Source organism: Agathobaculum faecis (assembly GCF_014287995.1).
GTDB lineage: Bacteria > Bacillota > Clostridia > Oscillospirales > Butyricicoccaceae > Agathobaculum > Agathobaculum ammoniilyticum.
In genome coordinates this window covers 103,608-116,303 of sequence record NZ_JACOPL010000008.1, presented here as the reverse complement: position 1 = coordinate 116,303, position 12,696 = coordinate 103,608, and the positions used below count along the sequence as shown (strand labels likewise).

Annotated in this window: 16 protein-coding genes; 5 read left to right on the top strand and 11 right to left on the bottom strand. The window is 61.3% G+C overall.

Features of this window, described 5'->3' with window-relative positions:
- Positions 1-36: 36 nt before the first annotated feature.
- Positions 37-1,422, top strand: coding sequence for an alanine/glycine:cation symporter family protein (locus tag H8S45_RS10040; protein ID WP_456236942.1), 1,386 nt, complete (start codon positions 37-39; stop codon positions 1,420-1,422).
- 34 nt (positions 1,423-1,456) lie between these two features.
- On the opposite strand, the gene H8S45_RS10035 is transcribed toward H8S45_RS10040, so the two are convergent.
- The 4 genes from H8S45_RS10035 to pyk form a co-directional block, all read right to left on the bottom strand.
- Positions 1,457-2,119, bottom strand: a complete 663-nt coding sequence (locus tag H8S45_RS10035; protein WP_147573725.1) for a hypothetical protein — start codon at positions 2,117-2,119, stop codon at positions 1,457-1,459.
- A gap of 99 nt (positions 2,120-2,218) precedes the next feature.
- On the bottom strand, positions 2,219-3,466 hold the full coding sequence (locus H8S45_RS10030; protein ID WP_107631582.1) for a M16 family metallopeptidase: 1,248 nt from the start codon (positions 3,464-3,466) through the stop codon (positions 2,219-2,221).
- A gap of 84 nt (positions 3,467-3,550) precedes the next feature.
- Complete coding sequence (locus H8S45_RS10025; RefSeq protein ID WP_054327031.1) at positions 3,551-4,774, bottom strand: LCP family protein; 1,224 nt, start codon at positions 4,772-4,774, stop codon at positions 3,551-3,553.
- A gap of 7 nt (positions 4,775-4,781) precedes the next feature.
- Entirely contained in the window at positions 4,782-6,245 is a 1,464-nt protein-coding gene (gene pyk / locus H8S45_RS10020; RefSeq protein ID WP_054327030.1) for a pyruvate kinase, read from the bottom strand.
- 284 nt (positions 6,246-6,529) lie between these two features.
- On the opposite strand from pyk, the gene H8S45_RS10015 reads away from it, so the two are divergent.
- From H8S45_RS10015 to H8S45_RS10000, 4 genes are all read left to right on the top strand, one after another.
- A complete protein-coding gene (locus H8S45_RS10015; RefSeq protein ID WP_186950017.1) occupies positions 6,530-7,450 on the top strand; it encodes a sugar phosphate nucleotidyltransferase in 921 nt (306 codons plus the stop codon).
- A 17-nt stretch (positions 7,451-7,467) separates the two neighbouring features.
- A complete protein-coding gene (locus H8S45_RS10010) occupies positions 7,468-7,977 on the top strand; it encodes a hypothetical protein (RefSeq protein WP_186950015.1) in 510 nt (169 codons plus the stop codon).
- Between the two features lie 97 nt (positions 7,978-8,074).
- The gene (gene secG, locus H8S45_RS10005; protein ID WP_054327026.1) at positions 8,075-8,311 is read left to right on the top strand and encodes a preprotein translocase subunit SecG; all 237 of its coding nucleotides are present in this window, start codon (positions 8,075-8,077) and stop codon (positions 8,309-8,311) included.
- 1 nt (position 8,312) lies between these two features.
- Positions 8,313-8,534, top strand: a complete 222-nt coding sequence (locus H8S45_RS10000; RefSeq protein ID WP_054327025.1) for a hypothetical protein — start codon at positions 8,313-8,315, stop codon at positions 8,532-8,534.
- A 33-nt stretch (positions 8,535-8,567) separates the two neighbouring features.
- Here the strand turns inward: H8S45_RS10000 and H8S45_RS16755 are convergent, their stop codons facing one another.
- From H8S45_RS16755 to H8S45_RS09965, 7 genes are all read right to left on the bottom strand, one after another.
- Positions 8,568-9,425, bottom strand: coding sequence for a GIY-YIG nuclease family protein (locus tag H8S45_RS16755; RefSeq protein ID WP_186950013.1), 858 nt, complete (start codon positions 9,423-9,425; stop codon positions 8,568-8,570).
- Entirely contained in the window at positions 9,422-9,838 is a 417-nt protein-coding gene (locus tag H8S45_RS09990; protein WP_054327024.1) for a hypothetical protein, read from the bottom strand. Before H8S45_RS09990 ends, H8S45_RS16755 begins: the two co-directional genes overlap by 4 nt.
- Positions 9,839-9,921: 83 nt before the next feature.
- Positions 9,922-10,242 (bottom strand): hypothetical protein, encoded by a 321-nt coding sequence (locus tag H8S45_RS09985; protein ID WP_186950011.1) that lies wholly within the window; start codon positions 10,240-10,242, stop codon positions 9,922-9,924.
- A 29-nt stretch (positions 10,243-10,271) separates the two neighbouring features.
- On the bottom strand, positions 10,272-10,472 hold the full coding sequence (locus tag H8S45_RS09980; RefSeq protein ID WP_054327022.1) for a PspC domain-containing protein: 201 nt from the start codon (positions 10,470-10,472) through the stop codon (positions 10,272-10,274).
- Positions 10,473-10,518: 46 nt separating this feature from the next.
- Positions 10,519-11,607, bottom strand: coding sequence for a DUF4097 family beta strand repeat-containing protein (locus tag H8S45_RS09975; protein ID WP_186950009.1), 1,089 nt, complete (start codon positions 11,605-11,607; stop codon positions 10,519-10,521).
- On the bottom strand, positions 11,604-12,263 hold the full coding sequence (locus H8S45_RS09970) for a DUF1700 domain-containing protein (protein WP_054327020.1): 660 nt from the start codon (positions 12,261-12,263) through the stop codon (positions 11,604-11,606). The genes H8S45_RS09975 and H8S45_RS09970 overlap by 4 nt, the downstream gene beginning before the upstream one ends.
- 4 nt (positions 12,264-12,267) lie before the next feature.
- Entirely contained in the window at positions 12,268-12,576 is a 309-nt protein-coding gene (locus tag H8S45_RS09965; protein ID WP_054327019.1) for a PadR family transcriptional regulator, read from the bottom strand.
- Positions 12,577-12,696 lie beyond the last annotated feature (120 nt).

Genomic DNA, 12,696 nt, shown 5'->3' with positions numbered 1-12,696 from the left:
TACGTGGCTTCGTGGAAGAGAAAAAGGGGAACGGCTGTGGAGAAATTTTCTAACCTTGTGTCGGCGGTAGACAATTGGATCTGGGGGCTGCCCATGATCGTCCTGCTGCTTGGCACACATCTGTTCATGACGGTGCGCACAGGCTTTATCCAACGCAAGACATTGACCGGCATCCGTCTGTCGCTGACGAAGGATCCGGATTCGCCGGGTGACGTGAGCCAATTCCAGGCGCTGACGACCGCGCTGGCCTCGACCATCGGCACGGGCAATATCGTGGGCGTGGGGACGGCGGTATTCCTCGGCGGGCCGGGCGCGGTGCTGTGGTGCTGGCTGACCGGTGTGTTTGGCATTGCGACCAAATACGCGGAAAGCCTGATTGCCGTCAAATACCGTGTGCAGACAAAGGATGGACGGATGCAGGGTGGCGCCATGTATGCGCTGGAGCGCGGCCTGCATATGAAGTGGCTGGGCGTGGTGTTCGCCGCGTTTGCCATGCTGGCCTCATTCGGCATCGGCTGCGGCACGCAGATCAACGCAATTTCCGAGATCATTCAGGGCAACAGCCCGATCTACATCCCGCCGCTGGCCATTGGTATCGTATTCGCGGCAATCACGGCGGTGGTCATCATCGGCGGCATCAAATCGATCGCGGTCGTGTGTGAAAGGCTGGTTCCACTTATGGCCGCGTTCTATGTGGTGGGCTGCGTTGTTATCCTGTGCATCAACTGGGATTTTATCCTGCCAGCGCTGCAGGCGATCTTTACGCTGGCGTTCCAGCCCGGCGCCGTGGCCGGCGGACTGACCGGCGGAGGCATCCGCCTGGCGATGCAGTACGGCGTGGCGCGCGGACTGTTCTCCAACGAATCCGGCATGGGCTCCGCGCCGCTGGTCGCCTCGGCCGCACAGACGCGCAATCCGGTGCGGCAGGCGCTGGTTTCCTCAACTGGCACGTTTTGGGACACGGTGGTGGTGTGTCTGATGACCGGCTTGGTGCTGGTAACGACTGTGATGAAAAACCCGGGCATCAACATGGACCAGTTTGCGGACGGCGGCCAGATGACAACGGCGGCGTTTTCCCAGATTCCGGTGCTTGGGCCGCTGATTCTGGTGGTTGGCATCATCACATTTGCCTATTCCACGATTCTGGGCTGGTCGTATTACGGCGAGCGCTGCTGTGAATACCTGTTTGGGGCCAAGGGCATGCTGCCCTATAAGCTGGCGTTCATCTTGGTCATCGTGATCGGGCCGGTGCTTTCCCTCGACCTTGCTTGGACGGTAGCGAACATTCTGAACGCGCTTATGGCGGTACCCAACCTGATTGCGGTATTGCTGCTGTCTGGCGTGATTGCGCGAGAGACCAGGCATTACCTGAACCATCTGGATGAAAAAGACGAAACCGAAATACCGGTCGTTGACCGGTAAAGAAAAAGCCGTCCGCACCTGCGGACGGCTTTTGTCATATCTGTGGGATCTGGTCGAAAAACGTAACGGTGTAGGCTTCGGTAAAGGCAGCGCTGCGGAACCGCTCAAGCTGCTCGGGATCGTTCTCCAGCGTCTCGCCCAGCGCAAACAGCGCCAGCGAGTCATCGTCCCGTATTGTGCGGATGAGCAGAGGGATTTCCTGGCCGTAAGTGATGGTAAGCGGTTCTGTCTGACTGCTTGCGCCGACTGCGGCGGATCCGGGCAGGCCCTCCGGAAGCTGGGGCGCCGGATGGCTGTAGCCAAGCCCGCCCTCCGCGCGGACATAAAACGTGTAGGCGCCGTCCTCCCCTAGGGTCAGGGAGAGACGCCCCGCGGCATCAAGCGGCGTTTCGTCAAAGGCGCCCGGGGAGAAAAAATCGTCCTTTTCCCATTCGAGCGCATCGTTTAACAGGTAACGTGAGAAAAAGATCGCGTGCAGGTTTCCGTCCGTCTGGTAGTCATACAGGGTGAATGAGGCGCTGCTCGGTACATCCACACCCGCGAGCCAAAGCAGTTCGGTTTCTTCTTCCGTCAGGCTGACCGGTGACAGGCGCATGCCAGCCCCAGCCCTGTCATCATCAGACGGTACCGAGCTGCAGCCGGAAAGCGGGCAGCACAGCAGGCAGGCGGCTGCCAATATGGATAAAAGTCTCCTCATTTTCATTCTCTCCCCACAAAACAACGCTTCCGTTTACTCTCTGTGTGTATAGTATACCAGAACAGGGGGGATGTCAAGAGACGGGGAGGAGGCTGGCCGTTACTGCAGCAGCGCGCGGTAGGTCTCCTGCTTTTCTGGCTGCCCGACCACGGCGAGCGAGGCCTGCGAAAAGTCGAACACACGGCGCGCGAGCGCAAGCAGGTCGTCGGCCGTGACCCGATCATAAGCGCCGAGCACCTGCTCGATCGCGGAAACCTCTCCGCGCAGCAGCTCGCTGCGGCCAATGGTCATCATGCGGGTGCCGGTGCTTTCCAGCCCCATGAGCAGGTTGGTCTTGACCTGCTCACGGCAGCGGGACAGCTCATCCGGCTCCGGACCGTTATCGCAGAATTCATGCAGCTCGCGCACGATCAGCGCAAGCGCTTTCTGCTCGGTTTCCGGACCGAGGCCGGTGTAGATCGAGAACAGGCCGGTATCCAGATGCGGGGTGGTGAAGGTATAGACCGAATAGCAGAGGCCGTTCTGCTCGCGCACGCTTTGGAACAGGCGGGAGGACATGCCGCCGCCCAAGATGGAGCTTAACAGGTTCATGGCGAAGCGCTCCTCGGACAGAAGCGAAACGCCGGGGAAGGACAGGCACAGGTGGTTCTGCTCGATCTCCTTTTCGCGCAGCACCAGGCTGGGCTGGTAAGCGGCGGGCGTGATCTGGTTGCGGCCCTCGCCCTCCATATGGGAGAATAACTCCGCGATGTAATCCAGGTCCTCCTCCGTGAAGTGGCCGGAAACGGATACCACGGTGTCCGCGGGGCGGTAATAGCGGCGCATGTAGTCGTGCATGGCTTCCGAGTTGATCGTCTGCAGCGTTTCGGCCGTGCCGAGGATGGGCCGGCCGAGCGCCGAGCCGGCGTAGCAGGCCTCAAATAGCTTGTCGATCGCCACGTCCTCCGGCGAGTCCTCGTACATATCGATCTCCTCCAGCACGACGCCCCGCTCCAGGTCGATATCCTCCTGCGCGAAGCGGGAGTGCATGAACATATCGGCCAGGATGGAAACGCCGGTCTGCAGGCGCTTGTCCAGCACCTTCATGTAGTAGCAGGTGCATTCCTTGTCTGTGAATGCGTTGGCCTGTCCGCCAAGCGCGTCGATCGCGATGGCGATATGCCGGGCGGAGCGCTTGTCCGTACCCTTGAAGATCATGTGCTCGATAAAGTGCGAGATGCCGCCGAGCGCGGCCGGCTCATAGCGGCTGCCGTTGCCGACCCAGATGCCGACGGACGCGGTGCGCACAGTGTCGATCCGCTCGGTAATCAGGCGCACGCCGTTGGGGAGAACACGTTTCACATACATAGCAGAGGTCTTCCTTTTTTCTCAGAATTCTGAAATAAGGGGGTATGATCGTGTGTCATACCCCCTTGCATCGATCATATTGACTTAATAATACACCCGTTTTCCGCTTTCGTCCAGATAATAGCGGTCTCCGTCGGAATCGTAATAATCGCCGGTTTCCTCGTCGTACCAGCCGCCCTCCTCCGCGAGGGAGGCTGGGTCCTCGGCGCTGCCGGACGAAAGCGAATCGTCCGTGGTCATGGGGCCGGTCGGCGGCTCATCAAAATCGATGCCGCCCATGGGGCCGGCACCGTCCGTGCCGGAACCGTTGCCTGCATCCGTGCCGTTGGCGGCGTGGGAGCCTGAGGTATCGCCGGGGAAAACGTCGTTATAAATATACTCGTGGATATGGTCCGCGGCGACATCCAGGTCGTACAGGATATATTCGCCGGACGAGCCGTAGTAGTTCCACTCCCCGTCCAGCGGGACGCGGGTGTGCTCCAGTGCAGGCATGCCGTTCCTGACCGCGCCGACGATGAGCGGCGCGATCTCGGTCGGGGAAAGCGAGGTCGTCACATAGGGCATCAACTTCTGCATCAGGCCGATCAACCTGCTGGCGCTCAGGGACTGGACCTTGTCAAACAGCGCGTTCAGCACGATTGACTGTCGCTCCACGCGCCCCCAGTCGTCGCCGGTTCCGCCCTTGCGGATACGCCCGTAGCACAGCGCCTGCACGCCGTCCAGCGTCTGCAGGCCGGCGCTTTGCACGCTCTGGAAGGTCTGCCCCTGTTCCAGGCCGTAATCACGGATGACGCGGTTCAGCTCGTCCAGCTCATAATCCTGCACGTCGATCTCAACGCCTTCCATCGCGTTGATGATCTCGACGAGCTGGTTGAAGTTGACCGCGATATAGTCCGTAATATCCGTGCCGAAGCTCTCGTTTATGGTGCGTATAGCAAGGCTCGGCCCGCCGTAGAAGTAGGCCTCATTGAGTTTGGTCTCGCCGTATCCGTCGATCGAGACAAGCGAATCGCGCATGAGCGAGATCAGCTTGATCTTGCCGCGCGTGTTGTCCACCGTGACGATCATCATGGTGTCCGAGCGGCAGTTCTCCTCCTCCGGACGGACGTCCAAGCCGAACAGGGCGATATTGGTGATGTTCTCGTCCGCCTTAACGCCGGCGGCGAGGTCCGCCTCAAACAGGGAGGAATCGCGGTTGTAGCCGAAAAACATCCGGTACAGGTACAGGCCCAGACAGGCCAAGATGGAAATGACCACAAGCACGGTGAGCACGCGCACGAGGCTGCGCTGGAAGCGTTTTACCGACATGGGAAGATCAGTCCTGGAAGCCGTGTGCGAGAAGCTCCTCCGTGAGCTGCAGCACACGCAGACTGTTGGTGTAGTTGACCTTGCCGATCGGCACACCGGCGGTGACCGTCATAATATCGCCGGCCTCGAGTCCGCAGGACGCGACCGCCGCCTTGGCGGAAAGCTCGAACAGCTCCGCGTCCGAGGACGGGCGGTTGGGGACGAGCACCGGCGTGACGCCCCAGGACATGGTCAGGCGGTGGTAGGTCTTTTCGGACGGGGTGGCGCCGATGATGGCCGCGCCCGGGCGGTAGGTCGATACGGCGCGCGCGCTCATGCCGGAGTCGGTGAAGGCGACGATGCACTTCGCGCCGAGGTCGTGCGTGGTCGAGCAGGTCGCGTGCGCGATGGCGTTGGTTTTGGGGTCGCCGCCGACGTTCATGTTCTGGAATTCCAAGCGGGTGGTGCGGCGGCGGTCGTAGTGGATGGTGCGCTCCGCGTTCTCCGCGATGCGGCTCATGGTGGCGACCGTCTCGACCGGATACTTGCCGACCGAAGTTTCGCCGGACAGCATGATGGCGCTGGTGCCGTCGTAAACGGCGTTGGCAACGTCGGAAACCTCGGCGCGGGTCGGGCGCGGGTTTTTGGCCATGGATTCGAGCATCTGGGTCGCGGTCACGACGCGCTTGCCGCGCGAGATACAGGTTTTGATGATGTTCTTCTGGATCTCGGGCAGCTCCTCGAACGGGACCTCAACGCCCAGGTCGCCGCGGGCGACCATGACGCCGTTGGCCTCGTCCAGGATCTCCTGGATGTTGTTGACGCCTTCCATATTCTCGATCTTGCAGATGATCTCGACATCCTCCTTACCGTGCGCCTTGAGGATGGCTTTGAGGTCGCGCACGTCCTGCGCGCTGCGGGTAAAGGAGGCGGCGATGAAATCAATGCCCTGGGTCAGGCCGAACTCGATATCCTCGCGGTCCTTGTCGGAGACGAACTTCATGTTCAGCTTGATGCCGGGTACGTTGATGGACTTGCGGTTGGACAGCGGGCCGCCGTTGAGCGCCTTGCACACAATGTCGGTGCCGTTTTTGATCTCCACCACGTCGAACGCCACCAAGCCGTCGTCGATCAGGATGCGGGTGCCGGGCTTGACGTCGTTCGGCAGGCCGTCATAGGTGATGGAAACGATCGTATTGTCGCCTTCGATATCGCGGGTGGTCAGGGTGAATTCCTGCCCCTCCACGATTTCGATTTTGCCGTCCTGGTATGTCTTGGTCCGGATCTCCGGCCCCTTGGTATCGAGCATGATGCCGACCGGCATGCCAAGCGCCGCGCGCGCGGCCTTTACGGCGTCCATGCGCGCCTTGTGCTCCTCGTGGGAGCCGTGGCTGAAGTTCATACGGGCAACGTTCATGCCCGCCTTAATCATTTCGGGCAGGACCGCGTCGGTCGCGGGGCCGAGCGTGCAAATAATCTTTGTTTTACGCATCGAAACAAAATCCTCTCTCTACAGATCGCGTTTTACACTCTGATATATTTTTAACGGCAATATTTTAACAGTTTTCCCCTGATTTTGCAATCGTCCGCAAGGCCTTTTGCGGATTTTCATGTTTTTCTACAAAAAACCCGAAGCGGTGTGCAAACATCTTGTGTTTTCTGATACGGTCTTGTATAATAATAAAGTATGCCAAAAGGATGGCAAATTAAACGCGGAAAAGCGGGACGATGCGGCGCGGGAAAGGGCCGTGCCTGTCAGAGAAGAGGGAGCAAGCGATGCAAAAACCGGTTTTGGTGATCATGGCCGCGGGCATGGGGTCGCGCTACGGCGGACTCAAGCAGATCGATCCGGTCGGCCCGGGCGGGCAGATCATTCTGGATTATTCGATTTACGACGCGCACCGTGTGGGCTTTGAACGGGTGGTGTTCATCATCCGGCCGGAGCTGCACGAGGCGTTTGAGCGCGCGATCGGACAAAAGGCGCGCCGTTTCATGCAGGTGGAGTATGCCTATCAGACGCTCGACCGCTTGCCCGCGGGGCTGGCGGCGCCGGCGGGCAGGGAAAAGCCGCTCGGCACGGCGCACGCGGTCTGGTGCGCGAAGGAGCTGGCCGGCGGCTGCCCGATCGCGGTCATTAACGCGGATGATTTTTATGGGGCGGACGCGTTTCGGCAGATTTATGCCTATCTCTCGTCGGCGGCGGACGACGAAAAATACCGCTACTGCATGGTCGGTTATCGGGTGGAGAATACGCTGACGGAAAACGGCACGGTTTCCCGTGGTGTCTGCACGGCGGACGGGGACGGGTTCCTGACCAGCATCGTCGAGCGCACCGCGATCGCGCGCGCCGCGGACGGTGCGATCGTCTATGCCGCGGACGGGGACGCGCCGGCCGGCGCCATTCCGGAGGGGACGCCGGTTTCCATGAACCTTTGGGGCTTTACCCCCTCGTTTCTGCCCGCGCTCGACCAGGAGCTGCGCCGCTTTTTTGCGGAAAAGCTGCCGCTCAACCCGATGAAAGGCGAATACTACCTGCCGTTTGCCGTGGACGAGCTGATCGAAGCGGGGCGCGCCTCGGCCAAGGTGCTGACGACGGACGCGCGCTGGTTCGGCGTGACCTATCGGGAGGATAAGCCGGTGGTCAGCGCCGCGATCGCGGATATGACAAGGCGGGGTGAATACCCGCCCGACCTGTGAGCGGAAGAAGGATGGATATGGATTTTTCAACCGAATTTGTTGCGTTCCGCGACAGACTGCAAGAAGGACAGGACGAGGCGTTCGTTTCGCGGCGGAACGTCGAGGTCGCGGGCCGCACGGCAGCGCTGCTGAGCAGCTTCAGCGTCAGCAGCGAGCGCAAGATCCTCGGCATTATGCCGACCGGCAGCACCACCCATGCGCATGAGTACCGGCTGCTGTTCGCCGCGCCCGATCTGGAGGAAGCGGCGCTGGACGGGTGGTGGACATACTCCGCGGAGGCCGAGGACGCGCTGGTGCAGGCGGACGCACAGCACAGCTTTTCCCTGGTTTCGCTGATACTGGTTACCGGTCCCGCCGATAAGGCGCTGCAGAAAAAAATTAAAAAGCTGTCCGCGGAGCGGCATTACGAGGGGGAGCAGGGCGGCTGGTCGACGATCCGGCTCGCGGTGGTGGACCTTGTCGGCCGCAAGGTGTATGCAAACGCGGCCGGAGACCCCTTGAAAGGCATTTTGAAGCCTTTTTTGTAAAAAAACACTTGAAAAACCGGCGTTCGTGTGATATAGTACCATGTACGCAAGTAAAACGCGCGGCACCGCGCGATAAAATAATGGAGGAATAAAAGCCATGACTACTGCACAAATCGCTCTTTCAATCGTAATGATTGTCGCCAGCCTGTTCCTGATTGTCGTTGTACTGCTCCAGAATGGCGCGCAGCAGGGCCTGGGTGCGATCTCCGGCGGCGCGGAAACGTTCTTCGGCTCCGGCAAGGCGACCGCGGCGGATAAGATCTTCGCGCGCCTGACCTCGGTTGTCGGCGTGATCTTCGTGATCGCGGCGCTCGTACTCAACCTGATCCACTGAGATGGAAACCGTGCAGCGTGTGCTGCTCGTCATGTTCGCCGCATTCGCGGGGCTGACGATCTTTCAGCAGCTTCGGTACGGCATGATCTGCGGCCGCACCGAACAGGCGGACAAGCAGGAGGATCCCAAGGCGAGGGCGTGCCGCCAGCGGGCGGTCGTGTATGCGGTCTGCGCCGCGGCCTGCTTGGGGTGCAATATTGTGCTTGGCGCAATGGGCAAATGAATGGAAAAAGGGCTGTCCGAGGGATAGCCCTTTTTATTTTGTGCTTTCGGGGGCGAGTAGCGTCTGCAGCGCGCTGCGGACACCCTTCCACTCCGCGTCGTGCAGGCAGCACAGGTTTTCGTGCGGGATGGTCAGGCGGCTCCCGTCCGCGCGCCGCCCCATGAGCGGCGCGGCGCCTTCATACGCGGCGGCGAAGACGTCCAGCGGGACAAAAGCCATGCCCACGACCTCGCTGCCCGGCGAGAAAGCCGGTATGCCGTCCAAACGGGTCAGGAAAGCGAACGCCAACTCATCGTCAAAGCCGCCGCTCTCGCCGCGCGGGTAGCGCTGGCGGTAGCTGCCGCCCGAAACCAGACTGTCGGGGGACAGGTCCAGCCCAATCTCCTCGCGCGCCTCGCGCAGAACGGCGGCTTCGGGCGTTTCGCCGGGGTCGATGTGTCCGGTCGAGGAGAGATCGTACCCGCCGGGATAGAGCGGGCGGTCAAACGCCCGCTGCTGCAGCCACAACCCGGGCGTGCCGTCCCACCGGCTGGCCGTCCACAGGTGGCAGACGTGATGGAACAACCCCTGTGCATGTACGACCGCGCGCGGCCGGTCGCCGCAGGGCCGTCCGTCGGCGTCGTAAATGGTGAGCAGCTCTCCGTCCGCCTGGCCCTGGATGAGCGCGAGCTTCTGCGGGCGCGGCAGCCGCTTGAGCGCCGCTTCGCGGCGCATGGCCTCCCCTTGCGTGCCGAACAGCTCGCTGTAGGCCAGGGTGACCGGCCCGCGGCCGCGCGTGTATTTCGCACCCCTTCCGCTGTTGTGCGCGGCGAGGCGGGCGGTCAGATCGTTGGTCCAGCCGCAGTACAGTGTGCCGTCCGTGCAGCGCAGGATATAGGTGTACGCCCTCATCGGTGCGAGCGGATGTCGCGCTGGGCGACGACCCGACAGCCCCGGGCTTCCAGCAGCGCGCGCACCTTGGCGCGGCTTTTTTCACTGCTTCCGCTGGCGGAAACGAGCAGTGCCTCCACCTCCGCGCCGCGCGGGAGCAGGCCGGCGATGCTGTTGAACGGCGGCGCGGGGAAGCCGCCCCAGACCGGCGCCATCAGGACGATGTGCCCGTAGCCGGTCAGGTCGGGCGCTTCCGACAGCGGCACGCTTTTCTGGCGCATGGCGGCGTGGCAGCCGCGGACAAGCGCGGAAAACGGGTTGTATTTTTTCTCCGGCACGGCTTCGAACAGGTCCGCGCCGCGCGCATTCGCTTCCGCACGGGCGAACGAGCGCGTCGCACCGCCGAGGGAGAAATAAACGACAGCGGTTTTCATGGAAAGATTTCCTCCTTTGCTTTGGGGACAAGGGAATATCGCGCAAAAAAGCAGCAGGCAGGGCTCGCCGGCTGCTTTTTGCGTTATTTACTGTTCTGGGATGCGTCCGTCTCGCGCTTTTTGTACACCATGCGGGAGATCAGGTAGCCGGCTGCGGCGCATACGATCACGCACATAGTGGAGTCCAACTGGACATCAAACAGGATGCCGGCAAAGCCGCACAGGAGAAAACCGAATGCGACGCCCAGCGCCGTGCCGCGGAAGCAGGTGCGCGGCATGCCGAATACGCGATTCTCGGCGGGGCTTTCTGGTTGCTCCGGCTCGCCGGTTTCCGCGGGTGCGGCCGCCTGGTTTTCTTTGGCGGTGTTTTCCTCGTCCTGCAGGGGCTGCTGGTTTTCATTCATAAGGGGGACACATCCTCTCGTTGGTAGGCTTATTGAACCGCGCTTTGGGTCGGAATGATGATCGCTGCGATGATATAGGCAACTACGCCAGGAAACACGCCGAAGCAGCAAAGGAATACCCAGGCGAGGCGGATCAGTGTCGCATCGATCTGGAAATACTCCGCAATGCCTGCGCACACGCCGCACAGCATGCGGTCGGATTCGCTGCGGTACAGCTTTTTACCATTCATAGTAAAGACTCCTTTTCATCTATCATACGTTGTTTTGAGGGGTTCGTCAAGAGGGAAAGCTTGCGGTATGGCGCGTTGCAGAAACGTCTGATGGATCGGTGGCCAATTCGATATAGCCGCCCGCAACGTTCAGCCGGAGCATGGGGTCGCTGCCCTTTTGGAAAGCGCGATGCGCGCCGGCCATATCTCCGGCGATCTCCGTGCCGTTCAGATAGACCGAGCCTGCCGAAGCGACGGCCTGATAGCCGAAATGGTCGGAAACCGCGACGCCGGCATCCAGACTGCCTGTGCCGACCTCTGCTTCAATGACGGGGGCGGAGAGCAGATCGACAGAAGCAGTGCCGCTTTCAATGGTAAGGTCCAGGGTATCGTTTGCAGCCAGGCTTTCGCAGTCCAGATCGCCGCTTTCGACCTCGATATCCAGCTCCGCCGCGGAGAGCCGTTCCGCATAGACGCCCCCGCTTCCGATGGACAGGTCGAGCGCGCCGGATGCGAAAAGCTCGCCGCAGCTCAGCGTGCCGTCCGCCAGCTCGATATCGATTTCGCTGGCAGCGATGGAGCCGTTAAAATCCAGGCTGCAGCCCTGCGAATGGATGCCGACCGAGCGCAGCATGGCAAGCGCGGGGAGCGTGACCGTGACCTGTTCTCCCTCCCGACAGAACAGGGCCAGCGACCATGCTTCGCCGTCAAAATGGTCGGTCAGGACGGTGGCGCCGCCGGAGACGGTATAATCCGTTCCAGCTTTCACCAGGACGGAACCGCTATTTCCGTCAACCGACAGGTCAAGCTCCTGAAGGAGCGTGTCGGACTTTCCGTAAAAAACAGTATAGCCAGCGCGGCCGCTGGGATACAGGGAAGTGTCGGAATCCGGCCGGCCCTCCTCCGGCGCATTGTCGATATGGCCGCGCACCTCGTCCCGGATCTCGTCTAGCGCGCCATGGAAAAAGCCGGAATGACGGACGCCGTCCTCGTCCCACCACTCCCGCCAGTGCGGGATGTGCAGAGTCTCGCGCAGGGAGTGGAACGCGCCGCTGTAATAAGAACTGTACAGCTCGCCGCCTGCCGCCCAGCCGCCCGCGGCAAGCACGCCGCCCAGCACGAACAGCGCGCAGCAGGCAAGGATCAGCTTTTTCATTGCACCCCACCTCCCTGATTACGGCTTCTCAGTTTATCGAACGGCCAACGCAGCAGCGCGACAAAGGCGCGGAACACTGGCGGCACAAACAGCGTACACAGCTTGATCGCCAACAGTGACACCAGCACGCCGAGCGCGAACAGCATCAGACCGCAGCCCAGCGTGACGAGCGCGTTCGCGGGTGCGCCCCAGAGGACAAAGGAAATGCCGCACAGCACGATGCCCGCGGCCAGCAGGCAGAGCGGGATCACCACCACGAACGCCAGCACGGACAGGAGTACGGCGGCCAGCACGCCCAGCACAGCGGCGCATACACCAATGAAAGCGCCGGCGAGCGGAACCCCAATGGGAATCGCCAACACGACGAGGAGGAGCAGCAGCCAGGGGTTGATGCCGCGCCAGCCGCGCCTGGGCGCGGCTGGCGCGCCCGAAGCGGCGGCGCCCTGGCGAGGGACGGTGGTCAGCTCGCGGTAGTCGGCAAGGATCTGCCCTGCAACCGTTTCCGGCGCGCCAAGGTCCTCGATCACCCGGCGTTCGTTTTCCGGACCGGCATCGTCAAAATATTCCTCATAATAGCGCAGCGCGCTGGCGCGCTCCTCCTCGGGCAGGACGGAGAGCGCGCGGCGCAGCGCGGCCATATACTCGCTTCTGTTCATGGGTTTACCCTCCAAAAAAGATCGCGTCGATCCCGTTTCGGTAATTCTGCCAGTCGATCCGGTGCTGCCGGAGCTGGGCGCGGCCGTGGTCGGTGATCTTATAGTAGCGCCGGTTCCGTCCGGCGAAGGCCTCGTCATAGGTCGTCAGGCAACCGTCTTTCTGTAGGCGGCGCAGCACCGGATACAGCGTGGATTCCGATATTTCCAGCACTTTCTGCACATCCTGCGTGATACGGTAGCCGTAGGTGCTCTCCCGCTCGACCACCGCAAGGACGATACCGTCAAGCAGGGAGGAGGCGATGGGATAAGACATGGAAGCCACCTCTTTCTGTGTTTGCAATAATATTATATGATATATAATATGCGCTGTCAACGGGCATCTCAAAAAAAGGTGTGAAGCAAATGTAAATTTTGTAAGAACGATGCGCGGAAA

Bases quoted from the DNA above. Each gene is read 5' to 3' on its own strand.
- H8S45_RS09975 (WP_186950009.1), bottom strand. From the start codon at position 11,607: ATGAAAAAGCTGATCCTTGCCTGCTGCGCGCTGTTCGTGCTGGGCGGC.
- H8S45_RS09990 (WP_054327024.1), bottom strand. From the start codon at position 9,838: ATGAAAACCGCTGTCGTTTATTTCTCCCTCGGCGGTGCGACGCGCTCG.
- H8S45_RS10030 (WP_107631582.1), bottom strand. From the start codon at position 3,466: ATGTATGTGAAACGTGTTCTCCCCAACGGCGTGCGCCTGATTACCGAG.
- H8S45_RS16755 (WP_186950013.1), bottom strand. From the start codon at position 9,425: ATGAGGGCGTACACCTATATCCTGCGCTGCACGGACGGCACACTGTAC.
- H8S45_RS09985 (WP_186950011.1), bottom strand. From the start codon at position 10,242: ATGAATGAAAACCAGCAGCCCCTGCAGGACGAGGAAAACACCGCCAAA.
- H8S45_RS10035 (WP_147573725.1), bottom strand. From the start codon at position 2,119: ATGAGGAGACTTTTATCCATATTGGCAGCCGCCTGCCTGCTGTGCTGC.
- H8S45_RS09980 (WP_054327022.1), bottom strand. From the start codon at position 10,472: ATGAATGGTAAAAAGCTGTACCGCAGCGAATCCGACCGCATGCTGTGC.
- secG (WP_054327026.1), top strand. From the start codon at position 8,075: ATGACTACTGCACAAATCGCTCTTTCAATCGTAATGATTGTCGCCAGC.
- H8S45_RS10015 (WP_186950017.1), top strand. From the start codon at position 6,530: ATGCAAAAACCGGTTTTGGTGATCATGGCCGCGGGCATGGGGTCGCGC.
- H8S45_RS09965 (WP_054327019.1), bottom strand. From the start codon at position 12,576: ATGTCTTATCCCATCGCCTCCTCCCTGCTTGACGGTATCGTCCTTGCG.
- H8S45_RS10000 (WP_054327025.1), top strand. From the start codon at position 8,313: ATGGAAACCGTGCAGCGTGTGCTGCTCGTCATGTTCGCCGCATTCGCG.
- pyk (WP_054327030.1), bottom strand. From the start codon at position 6,245: ATGCGTAAAACAAAGATTATTTGCACGCTCGGCCCCGCGACCGACGCG.
- H8S45_RS09970 (WP_054327020.1), bottom strand. From the start codon at position 12,263: ATGAACAGAAGCGAGTATATGGCCGCGCTGCGCCGCGCGCTCTCCGTC.
- H8S45_RS10025 (WP_054327031.1), bottom strand. From the start codon at position 4,774: ATGTCGGTAAAACGCTTCCAGCGCAGCCTCGTGCGCGTGCTCACCGTG.
- H8S45_RS10010 (WP_186950015.1), top strand. From the start codon at position 7,468: ATGGATTTTTCAACCGAATTTGTTGCGTTCCGCGACAGACTGCAAGAA.